Source organism: Serratia sp. Ae19-1 (assembly GCF_059801225.1).
On record NZ_JBCHWD010000002.1, the window covers coordinates 750,261 to 763,671 of the forward strand.

The 13,411-nt window shown below is 56.5% G+C and carries 8 protein-coding genes, 3 tRNA genes and 3 rRNA genes; 12 read left to right on the forward strand and 2 right to left on the reverse strand.

Annotated features, from left to right (window positions below; genetic code table 11):
- The first annotated feature begins 38 nt into the window (after window positions 1-38).
- The 6 genes from AAIE04_RS08890 (at window position 39) to AAIE04_RS08915 (ending at window position 5,407) form a co-directional block, all read left to right on the forward strand.
- Window positions 39-1,580 (forward strand): 16S ribosomal RNA (locus AAIE04_RS08890).
- An 88-nt stretch (window positions 1,581-1,668) separates the two neighbouring features.
- Window positions 1,669-1,744 (forward strand) — tRNA-Glu (locus tag AAIE04_RS08895).
- Window positions 1,745-1,983: 239 nt separating this feature from the next.
- Window positions 1,984-4,891 (forward strand): 23S ribosomal RNA (locus AAIE04_RS08900).
- A 103-nt stretch (window positions 4,892-4,994) separates the two neighbouring features.
- Window positions 4,995-5,110: ribosomal RNA gene (gene rrf, locus AAIE04_RS08905) — 5S ribosomal RNA — on the forward strand.
- The 16S, 23S and 5S rRNA genes sit together here with 3 tRNA genes alongside, the layout of an rRNA operon.
- A gap of 93 nt (window positions 5,111-5,203) precedes the next feature.
- Window positions 5,204-5,280: transfer RNA gene (locus AAIE04_RS08910), tRNA-Asp, on the forward strand.
- A 51-nt stretch (window positions 5,281-5,331) separates the two neighbouring features.
- Window positions 5,332-5,407, forward strand: a tRNA-Trp gene (locus AAIE04_RS08915).
- A 265-nt stretch (window positions 5,408-5,672) separates the two neighbouring features.
- Here the strand turns inward: AAIE04_RS08915 and hdfR are convergent.
- Window positions 5,673-6,500 carry an HTH-type transcriptional regulator HdfR gene (gene hdfR, locus AAIE04_RS08920; RefSeq protein WP_025159876.1) on the reverse strand — a complete coding sequence of 276 codons (828 nt, stop codon included), beginning with the start codon at window positions 6,498-6,500 and terminating at the stop codon, window positions 5,673-5,675.
- A gap of 119 nt (window positions 6,501-6,619) precedes the next feature.
- Here hdfR and AAIE04_RS08925 point away from each other — a divergent pair, with 119 nt between their 5' ends.
- Complete coding sequence (locus AAIE04_RS08925; protein WP_019455272.1) at window positions 6,620-6,958, forward strand: MaoP family protein; 339 nt, start codon at window positions 6,620-6,622, stop codon at window positions 6,956-6,958.
- A 28-nt stretch (window positions 6,959-6,986) separates the two neighbouring features.
- Here the strand turns inward: AAIE04_RS08925 and AAIE04_RS08930 are convergent, their stop codons facing one another.
- Window positions 6,987-8,510, reverse strand: coding sequence for a YifB family Mg chelatase-like AAA ATPase (locus AAIE04_RS08930; RefSeq protein ID WP_498576806.1), 1,524 nt, complete (start codon window positions 8,508-8,510; stop codon window positions 6,987-6,989).
- 341 nt (window positions 8,511-8,851) lie between these two features.
- On the opposite strand from AAIE04_RS08930, the gene AAIE04_RS08935 reads away from it, so the two are divergent.
- The 5 genes from AAIE04_RS08935 (at window position 8,852) to AAIE04_RS08955 (ending at window position 13,309) form a co-directional block, all read left to right on the forward strand.
- Window positions 8,852-10,084: an MFS transporter gene (locus AAIE04_RS08935; RefSeq protein WP_019455270.1), complete on the forward strand. Its 1,233-nt coding sequence runs from the start codon at window positions 8,852-8,854 to the stop codon at window positions 10,082-10,084.
- Window positions 10,085-10,217: 133 nt separating this feature from the next.
- Complete coding sequence (ilvL, locus tag AAIE04_RS08940) at window positions 10,218-10,316, forward strand: ilv operon leader peptide (protein ID WP_013814970.1); 99 nt, start codon at window positions 10,218-10,220, stop codon at window positions 10,314-10,316.
- A gap of 142 nt (window positions 10,317-10,458) precedes the next feature.
- Window positions 10,459-12,105 (forward strand): acetolactate synthase 2 catalytic subunit, encoded by a 1,647-nt coding sequence (gene ilvG / locus AAIE04_RS08945; protein WP_498576807.1) that lies wholly within the window; start codon window positions 10,459-10,461, stop codon window positions 12,103-12,105.
- Window positions 12,102-12,359: an acetolactate synthase 2 small subunit gene (gene ilvM, locus AAIE04_RS08950; RefSeq protein WP_004929955.1), complete on the forward strand. Its 258-nt coding sequence runs from the start codon at window positions 12,102-12,104 to the stop codon at window positions 12,357-12,359. Before ilvG ends, ilvM begins: the two co-directional genes overlap by 4 nt.
- 23 nt (window positions 12,360-12,382) lie before the next feature.
- Entirely contained in the window at window positions 12,383-13,309 is a 927-nt protein-coding gene (locus tag AAIE04_RS08955; protein ID WP_019455268.1) for a branched-chain amino acid transaminase, read from the forward strand.
- Window positions 13,310-13,411: the final 102 nt, after the last annotated feature.

Genomic DNA, 13,411 nt, shown 5'->3' on the forward strand with positions numbered 1-13,411 from the left:
TTGAGCATCGCTTCTCGAGTGGAAGCAAATCAAGCTTTTAATTGAAGAGTTTGATCATGGCTCAGATTGAACGCTGGCGGCAGGCTTAACACATGCAAGTCGAGCGGTAGCACAGGGGAGCTTGCTCCCTGGGTGACGAGCGGCGGACGGGTGAGTAATGTCTGGGAAACTGCCTGATGGAGGGGGATAACTACTGGAAACGGTAGCTAATACCGCATAACGTCGCAAGACCAAAGAGGGGGACCTTCGGGCCTCTTGCCATCAGATGTGCCCAGATGGGATTAGCTAGTAGGTGGGGTAATGGCTCACCTAGGCGACGATCCCTAGCTGGTCTGAGAGGATGACCAGCCACACTGGAACTGAGACACGGTCCAGACTCCTACGGGAGGCAGCAGTGGGGAATATTGCACAATGGGCGCAAGCCTGATGCAGCCATGCCGCGTGTGTGAAGAAGGCCTTCGGGTTGTAAAGCACTTTCAGCGAGGAGGAAGGTGGTGAGCTTAATACGTTCATCAATTGACGTTACTCGCAGAAGAAGCACCGGCTAACTCCGTGCCAGCAGCCGCGGTAATACGGAGGGTGCAAGCGTTAATCGGAATTACTGGGCGTAAAGCGCACGCAGGCGGTTTGTTAAGTCAGATGTGAAATCCCCGGGCTCAACCTGGGAACTGCATTTGAAACTGGCAAGCTAGAGTCTCGTAGAGGGGGGTAGAATTCCAGGTGTAGCGGTGAAATGCGTAGAGATCTGGAGGAATACCGGTGGCGAAGGCGGCCCCCTGGACGAAGACTGACGCTCAGGTGCGAAAGCGTGGGGAGCAAACAGGATTAGATACCCTGGTAGTCCACGCTGTAAACGATGTCGATTTGGAGGTTGTGCCCTTGAGGCGTGGCTTCCGGAGCTAACGCGTTAAATCGACCGCCTGGGGAGTACGGCCGCAAGGTTAAAACTCAAATGAATTGACGGGGGCCCGCACAAGCGGTGGAGCATGTGGTTTAATTCGATGCAACGCGAAGAACCTTACCTACTCTTGACATCCAGAGAACTTTCCAGAGATGGATTGGTGCCTTCGGGAACTCTGAGACAGGTGCTGCATGGCTGTCGTCAGCTCGTGTTGTGAAATGTTGGGTTAAGTCCCGCAACGAGCGCAACCCTTATCCTTTGTTGCCAGCGGTTCGGCCGGGAACTCAAAGGAGACTGCCAGTGATAAACTGGAGGAAGGTGGGGATGACGTCAAGTCATCATGGCCCTTACGAGTAGGGCTACACACGTGCTACAATGGCGTATACAAAGAGAAGCGACCTCGCGAGAGCAAGCGGACCTCATAAAGTACGTCGTAGTCCGGATTGGAGTCTGCAACTCGACTCCATGAAGTCGGAATCGCTAGTAATCGTAGATCAGAATGCTACGGTGAATACGTTCCCGGGCCTTGTACACACCGCCCGTCACACCATGGGAGTGGGTTGCAAAAGAAGTAGGTAGCTTAACCTTCGGGAGGGCGCTTACCACTTTGTGATTCATGACTGGGGTGAAGTCGTAACAAGGTAACCGTAGGGGAACCTGCGGTTGGATCACCTCCTTACCTAAAGATATTAGTTCGAGTGGCGTGCTCACACAGATTGTCTGATGAAAAAGTAACGAGCAAAAGCGTCATAAAAGTACGGTGTCGTGTCCCCTTCGTCTAGAGGCCTAGGACACCGCCCTTTCACGGCGGTAACAGGGGTTCGAATCCCCTAGGGGACGCCAAGCTTCCGACCCACCCGGTGAAAGCGGCGGTCTCAAGTATCTGACGATACACCATATCTTAAAGATGACTTCCGAGTCATGTTTAAGATATTGCTCTTTAACAATCTGGAACAAGCTGAAAATTGAAACATGACGGCTGAAATTTGTCCCTCCGTAGATGTACTGGGATGAAGAGTAACCTGTCATAGAGTCTCTCAAATGTTTGCAGCGCGAACGATGGAAACATCTTCGGGTTGTGAGGTTAAGTGACTAAGCGTACACGGTGGATGCCTAGGCAGTCAGAGGCGATGAAGGGCGTGCTAATCTGCGAAAAGCGTCGGTAAGGTGATATGAACCGTTATAACCGGCGATACCCGAATGGGGAAACCCAGTGTGTTTCGACACACTATCATGTCATGAATACATAGTGGCATGAGGCGAACCGGGGGAACTGAAACATCTAAGTACCCCGAGGAAAAGAAATCAACCGAGATTCCCCCAGTAGCGGCGAGCGAACGGGGAGGAGCCCAGAACCTGAATCGGCTTGTGTGTTAGTGGAAGCGTCTGGAAAGTCGCGCAGTAAAGGGTGATAGCCCCGTACACTAAAATGCACAGGTCGTGAGTTCGATGAGTAGGGCGGGACACGTGACATCCTGTCTGAATATGGGGGGACCATCCTCCAAGGCTAAATACTCCTGACTGACCGATAGTGAACCAGTACCGTGAGGGAAAGGCGAAAAGAACCCCGGCGAGGGGAGTGAAATAGAACCTGAAACCGTGTACGTACAAGCAGTGGGAGCACCTTCGTGGTGTGACTGCGTACCTTTTGTATAATGGGTCAGCGACTTATATTTTGTAGCAAGGTTAACCGTATAGGGGAGCCGTAGGGAAACCGAGTCTTAACTGGGCGATTAGTTGCAAGGTATAGACCCGAAACCCGGTGATCTAGCCATGGGCAGGTTGAAGGTTGGGTAACACTAACTGGAGGACCGAACCGACTAATGTTGAAAAATTAGCGGATGACTTGTGGCTGGGGGTGAAAGGCCAATCAAACCGGGAGATAGCTGGTTCTCCCCGAAAGCTATTTAGGTAGCGCCTCGTGAACTCATCTTCGGGGGTAGAGCACTGTTTCGGCTAGGGGGCCATCCCGGCTTACCAAACCGATGCAAACTCCGAATACCGAAGAATGTTATCACGGGAGACACACGGCGGGTGCTAACGTCCGTCGTGAAGAGGGAAACAACCCAGACCGCCAGCTAAGGTCCCAAAGTCATGGTTAAGTGGGAAACGATGTGGGAAGGCATAGACAGCCAGGATGTTGGCTTAGAAGCAGCCATCATTTAAAGAAAGCGTAATAGCTCACTGGTCGAGTCGGCCTGCGCGGAAGATGTAACGGGGCTAAACCATGCACCGAAGCTGCGGCAGCGACGCTTATGCGTTGTTGGGTAGGGGAGCGTTCTGTAAGCCGTTGAAGGTGGCCTGTGAGGGTTGCTGGAGGTATCAGAAGTGCGAATGCTGACATAAGTAACGATAAAGCGGGTGAAAAGCCCGCTCGCCGGAAGACCAAGGGTTCCTGTCCAACGTTAATCGGGGCAGGGTGAGTCGACCCCTAAGGCGAGGCTGAAAAGCGTAGTCGATGGGAAACAGGTTAATATTCCTGTACTTGGTGTTACTGCGAAGGGGGGACGGAGAAGGCTAGGCTAGCCGGGCGACGGTTGTCCCGGTTTAAGCGTGTAGGGGGTGTGACCTGGTAAATCCGGTTGCATACTAACCCTGAGGCGTGATGACGATGCACTACGGTGCAGAAGTAGTTGATGCCCTGCTTCCAGGAAAATCCTCTAAGCTCCAGGTAACATTAAATCGTACCCCAAACCGACACAGGTGGTCAGGTAGAGAATACCAAGGCGCTTGAGAGAACTCGGGTGAAGGAACTAGGCAAAATGGTGCCGTAACTTCGGGAGAAGGCACGCTGGCATGTAGGTGAAGTCCCTTGCGGATGGAGCTGAAGCCAGTCGAAGATACCAGCTGGCTGCAACTGTTTAATAAAAACACAGCACTGTGCAAACACGAAAGTGGACGTATACGGTGTGACGCCTGCCCGGTGCTGGAAGGTTAATTGATGGGGTCAGCCGCAAGGCGAAGCTCTTGATCGAAGCCCCAGTAAACGGCGGCCGTAACTATAACGGTCCTAAGGTAGCGAAATTCCTTGTCGGGTAAGTTCCGACCTGCACGAATGGCGTAATGATGGCCAGGCTGTCTCCACCCGAGACTCAGTGAAATTGAACTCGCTGTGAAGATGCAGTGTACCCGCGGCAAGACGGAAAGACCCCGTGAACCTTTACTATAGCTTGACACTGAACATTGAGCCTTGATGTGTAGGATAGGTGGGAGGCTTTGAAGCGTGGACGCCAGTCTGCGTGGAGCCATCCTTGAAATACCACCCTTTAATGTTTGATGTTCTAACTCTGCCCCGTGATCCGGGGTGAGGACAGTGTCTGGTGGGTAGTTTGACTGGGGCGGTCTCCTCCCAAAGAGTAACGGAGGAGCACGAAGGTTAGCTAATCACGGTCGGACATCGTGAGGTTAGTGCAAAGGCATAAGCTAGCTTGACTGCGAGAGTGACGGCTCGAGCAGGTACGAAAGTAGGTCTTAGTGATCCGGTGGTTCTGAATGGAAGGGCCATCGCTCAACGGATAAAAGGTACTCCGGGGATAACAGGCTGATACCGCCCAAGAGTTCATATCGACGGCGGTGTTTGGCACCTCGATGTCGGCTCATCACATCCTGGGGCTGAAGTAGGTCCCAAGGGTATGGCTGTTCGCCATTTAAAGTGGTACGCGAGCTGGGTTTAGAACGTCGTGAGACAGTTCGGTCCCTATCTGCCGTGGGCGTTGGAAGATTGAGAGGGGTTGCTCCTAGTACGAGAGGACCGGAGTGAACGCACCACTGGTGTTCGGGTTGTCATGCCAATGGCATTGCCCGGTAGCTAAGTGCGGAAAAGATAAGCGCTGAAAGCATCTAAGCGCGAAACTTGCCTCAAGATGAGTCTTCCCTGGGCCTTTAAGGTCCCTGAAGGAACGTTTAAGACTAAGACGTTGATAGGCTGGGTGTGTAAGTGCAGCGATGCATTGAGCTAACCAGTACTAATGATCCGTGAGGCTTAACCTTACAACACCGAAGGTGTTTTGGTGAGACCAAGACAATATTCAGCTTGTTTACAGATTGGATTAACTGGCTTCAGCGATGAAGCGGGTTGATTAAAACGAATTTGCCTGGCGGCAATAGCGCGGTGGTCCCACCTGACCCCATGCCGAACTCAGAAGTGAAACGCCGTAGCGCCGATGGTAGTGTGGGGTCTCCCCATGCGAGAGTAGGACACTGCCAGGCATCAAATAAACGTTATCAGCGTGACGGCTGGTAATGCGCAAATCGCAGAGCGCGATTTGCCGGCATCGACAGATGCAACGTAAAAGAATCGGTGGAGCGGTAGTTCAGTTGGTTAGAATACCTGCCTGTCACGCAGGGGGTCGCGGGTTCGAGCCCCGTCCGTTCCGCCACTTATTTAATTATGCCTGCTTTCTTAGCAGGCATAATGTTAAGCGAGATTTAGGGGCGTAGCTCAGTTGGTAGAGCACCGGTCTCCAAAACCGGGTGTCGCGAGTTCGAGTCTCTCCGCCCCTGCCATATTAAGAACCCTTTGCGAAAGCAAAGGGTTTTTTTTTGCCTACTGTTCTCTGTCTTAGAGTATTACGGCTGCGGAAAAGAGCGCATTAGACGCCATAGGGCGAAGTTTGCCCGCTCCCGGTTGCCGCATGTATTTCCAATCCCCCCTTAACCCCCTTGAGTGTCGTACCGTTTTGCGTTTTCTTCTCTCAGAAGGCGATAGCCGCATTTTAACTCAATAGACAGCCACGACCACGATGGCGGCATTTAAGGCCGCCATAACGTGTTAGGCTGCGGTATTTAAAGGTATTTTAAGTAATTGTCGAATCAAAGGCTGTTGATCGCTGTTTTGCAACCAGACGGCATACAGTGGGCGAATAATCGGCGGGATCTCGGCGGCGGCAACCAATTGCGGGTACTCTTTTTCCCATTGGCTGGGCAGGAAGGCGCAGCCGCCTGTGGTTTCCAGCAGCTGGCGCGTGAGATGAGCGGAGGTGGTGGTGAGTACCGGCACGTTATCGCCTTCCAACATGCGGTTTTCCTGTTGGTGGAAGTCGGCCCCCCATTCCAGCTTGATGTAGGGCATCGGGGCCTGCTTGTCGCGATGTGCGGATGAGAACAGGCGTAAAGAGAAATTGCTTAGCTGCTGGCTGGCCAATTCATCCATCTTCGGCGGTTCTGTGGTGATCAGTAAATCGAGCTGCCTTTCATGCAGTTGTTTTACCAAAGAGTGCCTTAATGCCACCCTGGCTTCGAGCTGCAGCGCCTCGCGCTGTTGATAGAGCGCCTGTAGCCACGGGGTCAGATAGGCCTCCCACAGCGAGGCGGTCGCGCCGATCGATAACTCGGTGTGTTGCAGCGAACGCACGACCTCTTTCTTCGCCAGCTGCCAGGTGTTCATCAGGCTCTCTGCATAGGGCAGAAGCCGCTCACCAGCTGGTGTCAGGCGGATATTATTGCGATGACGGGTAAATAAATTTGCGCCCAACTGGTTTTCTAGCTGACGGATGCGGAAACTGACCGCGGACTGCGTTAAGTACAAAGATTCTGCGGCTCTGCCAAAGTGACGCGTTCTACTGACCTCCAAAAAGGTTTTCAGTAATTCGGTATCCACACCTATCTCCAAAAAAATTTGTCGTTAAGATTTAAATGTTTTGTTTTACACGCTGTCAAGCCTATCTAATACTCCGCGCCATAAACAGCACGGCCATAAGAGAATTAGGAGCGTGTCAGATGGCGGATAGCTTCACCACGACCAATCGTTTTTTTGATAATAAACATTACCCTCGCGGGTTCTCCCGTCACGGCGATTTCACCATTAAAGAGGCGCAATTGCTAGAGCGCTTCGGCTACGCGTTTAACGAGTTGGACTCAGGTAAACGTCAGCCGGCCACTGAAGAAGAACAGCTGTTCGTCGCAGTGTGCCGCGGTGAGCGCGAAGCGGCTACCGAGCAGGAAAAAGTATGGGCTAAATATCTGGCGCGCACACGTCGCCCGAAGAAATTCCATACTCTGTCCGGCGGTAAACCGCAGGCTGACGCAGTAGAAGATTACAGCGACAGCGACGACTAAAGACGATGGGGCCTGCGGGCCCCATTTTCTATTCCAGACTCCGATGCAGCTGTAACAGCAGACGATCCATACTGCGATAGCCCAGCGCTTCGCTGAGGTGGCGCCTGTTGAGCTCAGCATCTCCCGCCAAATCCGCCAGCGTGCGTGCAACCTTCAAGATGCGCTGCCAGGCGCGGACCGATAGCCCCAGCGCGTTCAATGTCGTCTCCAAAAACTCGGCGTCCGCCGCCTGCAAAACGCAATCCCGTTCCACTTCGCGGTTGCTCAACAGCGCGTTGATTTTGCCGGCGCGTTCGAGCTGCCGGGCGCGCGCCAGTAACACTCTTTCTCTCACCTGCTCGCTGCTTTCTCCATGCCTTTGCCGCTGACTGAGCGTACCCGGCGGCAGCAGCGGCACCTCGATAGACAGATCGAAACGGTCGAGAAAAGGCCCCGACAGCCGAGCCAGATAACGCAGCACCTGCTGCGGTGAGGCGCGATTGTGCAACCCGTGGTAATGCCCGGTCGGGCTGGGGTTCATCGCTGCGATCAATTGTACCCTTGAAGGGAAGCAGACCTTGGCGTTGGCGCGTGAAATCACGATCTCGCCGGATTCCAGCGGTTCACGCAGCGCATCCAGTACTTTACGCTCGAATTCAGGCAGCTCATCCAGAAACAGCACGCCGTTATGCGCCATAGAAATCTCGCCCGGGCGCGGCAGTGAGCCGCCGCCGACCAATGCCGCCATCGAGGCGCTGTGATGCGGCGCGCGAAACGGCCGCAGGCGCGATAGCAAAGCGGTGGGAACATGATGCTGCAAGCTGGCGACCGCCAGGCTTTCCAGCGCTTCATGCTCCGCGAGCGGCGGCAGCAAGCCCGTGAGACGGCTGGCCAGCATGGTTTTACCGGTGCCAGGCGGCCCGATCAACAGCAGGTTATGCCCGCCGGCGGCGGCGATCTCCAGTGCCCGTTTGGCCTGTTCCTGGCCGATGATGTCGCGCAGGTCGGCGCTTTCGCAGACGTTGTCCGCAGCGGGAGGTGTGGTCGCCACCGGCAGTTCGCCCTGGCCAAGCAGAAAGGCGCAGACTTCCAACAGGTGTCGGGCGGTATGGGAGTGCGACTGTGCGATCAGGCCGACCTCGGCGGCGTTATCCGTTGAGAGGATCAGTTGTCGCCCGGCCTCGGCCGCCGCCAGCGCCGCCGGGATAGCGCCCTTGACCGCGCGCAGTGAGCCGGACAGCGCCAGCTCGCCGAGAAACTCGTAGCGCGCCAGGGGGGCGAGGGGCAGTTGCTCGGAGGCGGCGAGGATAGCCAACGCTATCGGCAGATCGTAACGCCCGCCTTCTTTCGGCAGATCGGCGGGCGCCAAATTGACGGTGATGCGCCGTGCGGGGAAGGTGAAACCGTTGTTGATCAGGGCGCTGCGCACCCGATCGCGCGCTTCTTTCACCGTGGTTTCCGGCAGACCGACCAACGTCAGGCCGGGCAGGCCATTGCTGATATGCACCTCTACCGTGACGGAAGGGGCCTGAACGCCGATGATGGCGCGGCTATAGATTACCGCCAGTGACATATTGCTCTCCTTGCTGAAGGCGACATGATGCGCGATTCATCCTGGCGGCGCGCGGCGTTATTGGTAATTTTTCCATGATGTTCGCAGCCTAATCACCGATTTTCATCGAAGCGAATAAGATTGTGCGAGCTGCCTCGCAGCCTGCGGCAATACCCATTAACAATTCGCTGAAGGCTGCAACACATTAGCGGCCCAGACGCATTGCACCCATAGGCTTAATGGGTGTATTTAACAATTGATTAAAAGAAAAATCACTTCTTTGACACACTCCGACCGCCGCCGCATTCCGCCCGGCAGCCGCTAAATCTCCTGACTTCGTACTCTACGGTAGGGATAACACTATGTTTGGTTGGACCTCGCTGCAACGCAACGCGGCAATCGCCAGCTTTTCAAGCTGGACGCTCGACGCTTTCGATTTTTTCGTGCTGGTATTCTTGCTCAGCGATATCGCACAATCCTTTCACGTCGGCCTGGAGCAGGTCACGTTGGCCATTCTTCTCACGCTGGCGGTGCGGCCAATAGGCGCGCTGATCTTTGGGCGAGCGGCGGAAAAATATGGCCGCAAGCCGATCCTGATGCTGAATATCGTCTTCTTCTCGGTGTTTGAACTGCTTTCCGCCGCTGCACCTTCGCTGACGGTCTTTTTGCTGTTGCGGGTGCTGTACGGCGTTGCGATGGGCGGTATCTGGGGCGTGGCGTCGTCATTGGCGATGGAAACCATACCGGACCGCTCGCGCGGGCTGATGTCGGGCATTTTCCAGGCCGGTTATCCGTTCGGTTATTTGCTGGCGGCGGTGGCCTATGGCCTGCTGTTCGAAACGGTCGGCTGGCGCGGCATGTTCGTCATCGGCGCGGCACCGATCCTGCTGCTGCCGTTTATTTATTATTGCGTGCACGAGTCGCCGGTGTGGCTGGCGGCACGTGAGCGTAAAGAGAGCACCGCCTTGCTGCCGGTGCTGAAGAGCCACTGGAAGCTGTGCTGCTATCTGGTGTTGCTGATGGCGGCGTTCAATTTCTTCTCCCACGGCACCCAGGATCTGTATCCGGTGTTTCTGAAAGTTCAGCACGGTTTCGATCCTAAAACCGTCAGTATCATTGCCATTAGCTACAATATCGCATCAATTATCGGTGGCGTATTCTTCGGTTCGTTGTCGGAAAAAATCGGCCGGAAAAAAGCGATCATCATTGCCGCGCTGCTGGCGTTGCCGGTGATCCCGCTGTGGGCGTTTTCCAGCGGTTCGCTGATGTTGGGGCTCGGCGCTTTCCTGATGCAGTTCATGGTGCAAGGCGCCTGGGGCGTAGTGCCGACCTACCTGACCGAGCTGGTGCCGGCCAACACCCGCGCGGTGCTGCCGGGGTTCGTGTATCAGCTGGGCAACCTGATCGCCTCGGTCAACGCCACGTTGCAAGCCAGCATCGCCGAGCATCATGGGCATAATTACGGCCTGGCGATGGCGATCGTCGCCGGCACGGTAGCGGTAGCGATCGCCCTGTTGGTGTTCTTCGGCAAGGATACGCGCGGCAAGGCCATCACCGGCGCGGTGAAAAATCCGGGCATGCGCGCCAACGTATGAAATCCGGGCGATCCGCATGAGGTATGACCAGATTGCGCCGAATAATAACGCAAAAAAAGTGTTGTCATGTCGCGCGCGGCTGTGGTACCTCTGTAAGCATTAGTTCTGAATGAGCACAGTGAACAAACCCATTATGAAAGCCTTTGCCCAAGTGATTAGCCTAGTCGTGATTAGCGTGGTGGTGATTATTATCCCACCGTGCGGGGCTGCACTTGGACGAAGAAAGGCTTAGCAAACAAGCCGGAATCGCAAGAGAACCCCCGCACCGTCAGGTCCGGGGGTTTTTTATTGGCAAGAGAAAAGTGGAGCAAGGGGCGGAAGATGAAAAACAGAACAAAATCCTGCAGTTGTCGAAGTAAGGCGGGGAAATAACTATGAATGGCGCTCAGTGGGTAGTTCAAGCGTTGCGTGTGCAGGGAGTGGATACCGTATTCGGCTATCCGGGTGGGGCAATCATGCCGGTGTACGATGCGCTGTATGACGGTGGTGTGGAACATCTGCTGTGCCGCCATGAACAGGGCGCCGCCATGGCCGCCATCGGCTACGCCCGCGCCACCGGCAACGTCGGCGTTTGCATCGCCACTTCCGGCCCCGGCGCCACTAACCTGATCACCGGCCTGGCTGATGCGCTGCTCGATTCCGTTCCCGTTGTCGCCATCACCGGTCAGGTGGGTTCCGCGCTGATCGGCACCGATGCCTTTCAGGAGATCGATGTTCTCGGCCTGTCTCTGGCCTGCACCAAGCACAGTTTCCTGGTGGAGTCGCTGGACGCCTTGCCGGGCATTATGGCGGAAGCGTTCGCCATCGCCGCCGGCGGCCGCCCTGGCCCGGTGCTGATCGATATCCCGAAAGACATCCAGCTGGCGCAGGGCGACTTGCATCCGCACCTGATGCCGGTCGATGAAGCGCCGGCGTTTCCGGCGGCGGCGTTGGCGGAGGCGGCCGAGCTGCTGGCGCAGGCGCACAAACCGATGCTGTACGTCGGCGGCGGCGTGGGCATGGCGCAGGCGGTGCCGGCGCTGCGCGAGTTCATCGCCGTGACCCGCATGCCGAACGTCGCCACCCTGAAGGGGCTGGGCGCGCCGGATGCGCAAGATCCGCTGTACCTCGGCATGCTGGGCATGCATGGCGCCAAGGCCGCCAACCTGGCGGTGCAGGAGTGCGATCTGCTGATCGCCGTCGGCGCGCGTTTCGATGATCGCGTGACCGGCAAACTGAACGCCTTCGCGCCGCACGCCAAAGTGATCCACATGGATATCGATCCGGCGGAGATGAGCAAGCTGCGCCAGGCGCATGTGGCTCTGCAGGGCGATCTGAAAGCATTGCTGCCGGCGTTGCAGCGCCCGCTGAACATCGCCGCCTGGCAGCAGCGGGTAACGGCGCTGAAAGCCGAGCACGCCTGCCGCTACGATCACCCCGGCCAGCCGATCTTTGCGCCGCTGTTCTTGCGCCAGCTGTCTGACCGCAAGCCGGCCAACAGCGTAGTGACCACCGACGTCGGTCAGCACCAGATGTGGAGCGCTCAGCACATGACGTTCGAGCGCCCGGAGAATTTCATCACCTCCAGCGGCCTCGGCACCATGGGATTCGGCGTGCCGGCCGCGGTAGGCGCTCAGATTGCCCGCCCGCAAGATACGGTGATCTGCGTCTCGGGTGATGGCTCCTTCATGATGAACGTGCAGGAACTGGGCACCATCAAGCGCAAGCAGCTGCCGCTCAAAATCGTGCTGCTGGACAACCAGCGCCTCGGGATGGTGCGTCAATGGCAGCAGTTGTTCTTCGACGGCCGCTACAGCGAAACCAACCTGTCCGATAACCCCGACTTCCTGATGCTGGCCGCCGCCTTCGGTATTCCCGGCCAGCGCATCAGCCGCAAGGATCAGGTGGAGGGCGCCCTCGAGGCGCTGTTCAACACCGAAGGCCCTTATCTGCTGCAGGTCTCTATCGACGAACTCGAAAACGTCTGGCCGCTGGTGCCGCCGGGCGCCGGCAACGAAACCATGTTGGAGGAAATATCATGATGCAGCATCAACTCTCGATCCAGGCGCGTTTTCGCCCCGAAATGTTAGAGCGCGTATTGCGGGTCGTGCGTCATCGCGGCTTTCAGGTTTGTGCTATGAATATGGTTTCCCCGGCCAACGCCGACAGCATCAATATCGAATTGACCGTTGCCAGCCCGCGTCCGGTCGCCTTGTTGTCATCTCAATTAAGCAAGCTGATGGACGTCTCCTGCGTCGAGATCCAGCAGCCAACATCACAACAAATACGCGCCTGAGGCGCCGAGAAGGATAAATAACAATGACAAAGAAAGCCGATTACATTTGGTTCAATGGTGAGATGGTTCCTTGGGCCGAGGCCAAAGTGCACGTGATGTCGCACGCGCTGCATTACGGTACGTCGGTATTTGAAGGCGTGCGCTGCTACGACTCGCACTTGGGGCCGGTGGTGTTTCGCCATCGCGAGCACATGCAGCGTCTGCACGACTCGGCGAAAATCTACCGCATGCCGGTTTCGCAAAGCGTCGACGAGCTGATGGAAGCCTGCCGCGCCACGCTGCGCAAGAACAACCTGGTCAGCGCGTACATTCGCCCGCTGGTGTTCGTCGGCGATGTCGGTATGGGTGTCAACCCGCCGGCCGGTTATAAAACGGACGTGATTATCGCGGCGTTTCCTTGGGGCGCGTACCTGGGTGAAGAGGCGCTGGAGCAAGGTATCGATGCGATGGTCTCCTCTTGGCACCGCGCGGCGCCGAACACCATCCCGACCGCGGCCAAAGCCGGCGGCAACTATCTCTCCTCCCTGCTGGTGGGCAGCGAAGCGCGCCGCCACGGCTATCAGGAAGGCATCGCGCTCGACGTGCACGGTTACATTTCCGAAGGGGCGGGCGAGAACCTGTTCCAGGTGAAAGACGGCGTGATCTACACCCCGCCGTTCACCTCGTCGGCGCTGCCGGGCATCACCCGCGATGCGATCATCAAGCTGGCGAAAGACATGGGCTTCGAAGTGCGCGAGCAGGTGCTGTCGCGCGAATCGCTGTACCTGGCCGATGAGGTGTTCATGTCCGGCACCGCGGCGGAGATCACGCCGGTGCGCAGCGTGGACGGCATTCAGGTCGGTATCGGTAAACGTGGCCCGGTGACCAAACAGATTCAGGAGGCGTTCTTCGGCCTGTTCACCGGCAAGACGGAAGACAAGTACGGCTGGCTGGATCCGGTAAACCCTTAACGACAAGGCTCGCCGCGCAGCGTGGCGGACGACAAGACAGACAAGATAAGAATATCCAGGCGGTTCGTTCGCCGCCTGCCATAAATACATTTGGAGTGAAAA

Excerpts from the sequence above, each read along its gene's own strand:
- AAIE04_RS08925 (WP_019455272.1), top strand. The coding sequence starts at position 6,620 with ATGGCGGATAGCTTCACCACGACCAATCGTTTTTTTGATAATAAACAT.
- AAIE04_RS08930 (WP_498576806.1), bottom strand. The coding sequence starts at position 8,510 with ATGTCACTGGCGGTAATCTATAGCCGCGCCATCATCGGCGTTCAGGCC.
- AAIE04_RS08935 (WP_019455270.1), top strand. The coding sequence starts at position 8,852 with ATGTTTGGTTGGACCTCGCTGCAACGCAACGCGGCAATCGCCAGCTTT.
- ilvL (WP_013814970.1), top strand. The coding sequence starts at position 10,218 with ATGAAAGCCTTTGCCCAAGTGATTAGCCTAGTCGTGATTAGCGTGGTG.
- ilvG (WP_498576807.1), top strand. The coding sequence starts at position 10,459 with ATGAATGGCGCTCAGTGGGTAGTTCAAGCGTTGCGTGTGCAGGGAGTG.
- ilvM (WP_004929955.1), top strand. The coding sequence starts at position 12,102 with ATGATGCAGCATCAACTCTCGATCCAGGCGCGTTTTCGCCCCGAAATG.
- AAIE04_RS08955 (WP_019455268.1), top strand. The coding sequence starts at position 12,383 with ATGACAAAGAAAGCCGATTACATTTGGTTCAATGGTGAGATGGTTCCT.